This window comes from uncultured Campylobacter sp. (genome assembly GCF_937949835.1).
GTDB lineage: Bacteria > Campylobacterota > Campylobacteria > Campylobacterales > Campylobacteraceae > Campylobacter_B.
The window spans coordinates 1-2,152 of record NZ_CALEDC010000145.1; the positions used below are offsets into that span (position 1 = coordinate 1).

Consider the following 2,152-nt stretch of genomic DNA (forward strand, 5'->3'; position numbering starts at 1 on the left):
TAAATTTAAAATTTTTAAATTTCGTCGGGGCAAGCTTGCAGACTGCGGAATTTCAGGAATTCTACCAGAGCGAGAATAAAATTTCGCCGCGGGATTTAAAACGGAATTCCATCTATGGATTTGCAGGCAGAATTCTACTACAAAAATTTTAAACCACAAGCACGGTATCTTTCATTGCGCGCTTCGAAAACCGGCAAGCCGCAGATAGAATTTCGCTATGAGATTTCTACTCGGAATTCCGCGGCAAAATTTCACTATGGAATTTAGACTGGAATTCTATGGCAAAACCTCGATATAAAATTTTAATCAGAATTTCAAGACGGCATTTCAAGACAAAATTCTACGATTTAAATTTCACTCAAAACAAAATCCCGCGATTTAAAATTTCGCGCCGATTGATGAGCTGCTTTGTCGCGCCGCTACTTCACCTGCGCGCTGAAAATTTGCGTGATGCTGGGGATTTGCTCGCCCGCAACGTCAAATTCCGCCGTTTTGATCTGTACGCCGTAGAGCGAGCTAAGCGCGGCTTCGGTTAAAATTTCGTTACTCGCGCCGTAGTTGTAGCTAAGATCATTTCGCAAGATCAGTGTGCGATCGGCGACTGCGAGGGCGTGGTTAGGCTGGTGAGTGGTAAAAACTATGCTCGCATCGCTATTTGAGCGTAGATTTGCGATGAGGCTTAGCACGCGGTCTTGGTTTTTGATATCAAGCGCGCTGGCAGGCTCGTCCAAAAACAGCACGTCGCTGCCGCTAGCTAGGGCTCTAGCAAAGAGCACGAGCTGCCTCTGCCCGCCGCTAAGGGCGTTAAAGCTGCGCTTTTGCAGATGGGCGACGCCTAGCGTATCCAGAGCGTCAAGGCAGATTTGAATATCCTTTTTGCCCGGTTTTGAAAAGAGCGAGATCTCGCGTACCCGCCCCATCAGTACGATGTCAAGCACGCTGTAATCAAACGCGACGTTAAAGCTCTGCGGCAAGAAAGCAAATTTTGCCTTGCGCACGATCTCGCCTTCTTTAGGCTGTAAAATCCCCATCATACACGACATTAGCGTGCTTTTACCTTGCCCGTTTAAGCCCAAAATCGCTAATGTTTGAGAGCTGGCAAGCTCGAAGCTTAAGTTGCGAAAGCAGAATTTTTCCGCCTCGTAGTAAAAGCCAGCGTTTTTTACCTCAATTAGATTTTGCATTTTTGGCGCTCCTTTTTAGAAGTAGGGCAAAGATCGGGCTTCCTATGAGAGCGGATAGAATTCCTAAAGGAATTTCGGCGCTACTTAGCGAGCGAGATAGATCGTCGATTGCCAGCATAAAGATCGCTCCTGCAATGAAGCAGGCAGGCATTAGCTTCACGTGGTCGCTGCCCGCGATGAGCCTGGTGGCGTGCGGCACTACAAGACCTACCCAGCCGATATTTCCGCTGACGCTAACTTGTACGGCGATCAGAGCAGTGCAAAGCGCTAGGATCGTGCAGCGCAGAAATTTAACGTCTACGCCTAGCACGCGCAAATCATCATCATTTAGGCTGAGTAGATTAAACCGCCATCTCAGCGCGATTAAGACTGCAGAAGCGGGCAGGGCGATCGCGCACATCAAAATTACCTTATCGTATCCTGCGCTTACGAAGCTTCCCAGTAGCCAAAAAACGATATTAGGCAGCACTTCCTCATCGTCTGCTAGATACTGCACCAAGCTCGTAAGTGCGGCAAATACGCCGTTAATGACTATACCTGCTAAAATGAGTGAGAAAATATCAGCGCGTGCTACGAATTTTGCCAAAAGATAGAGTAAAAATAGTGCCGCAAGCCCGAAGCAAAATGCAAAACCCGCAAGCCATAAGCCGCTCAATCCTAGCAAGATACAAAGCGCGCCGCCGAATGCCGCTGCAGTGCTAACGCCTACGATGTGCGGGCCAACGAGCGGGTTTTTAAATACCGCCTGCAAGCTCAAACCCGCGATAGCAAGCGCTCCACCGCAAAGGCTGGAGAGTAGAATGCGTGGAATTCTAACATCCATCATCACACTTTTGGCGGCTTCATCGCCGCCTCCGCTAAAGAGAATTTTAAAAATTTCTTCTAGTGGGATATGAAACTGCCCGCTAGCGAGCGAGATTAGCGCCAGCACTACCCAAAAAAGAAGCAGGATTAGGTTCAGCATTATT

The 2,152-nt window shown here is 48.1% G+C and carries 2 protein-coding genes; both read right to left on the reverse strand.

The features are described from left to right. Positions 1 to 419: 419 nt before the first annotated feature. Positions 420 to 1,184, reverse strand: coding sequence for an ABC transporter ATP-binding protein (locus Q0256_RS03190; RefSeq protein WP_297959983.1), 765 nt, complete (start codon positions 1,182 to 1,184; stop codon positions 420 to 422). Next, a partial coding sequence (locus Q0256_RS03195) for a FecCD family ABC transporter permease (RefSeq protein WP_367271937.1) occupies positions 1,168 to 2,152 on the reverse strand: 985 nt, incomplete at its 5' end. The genes Q0256_RS03190 and Q0256_RS03195, both read right to left, overlap by 17 nt.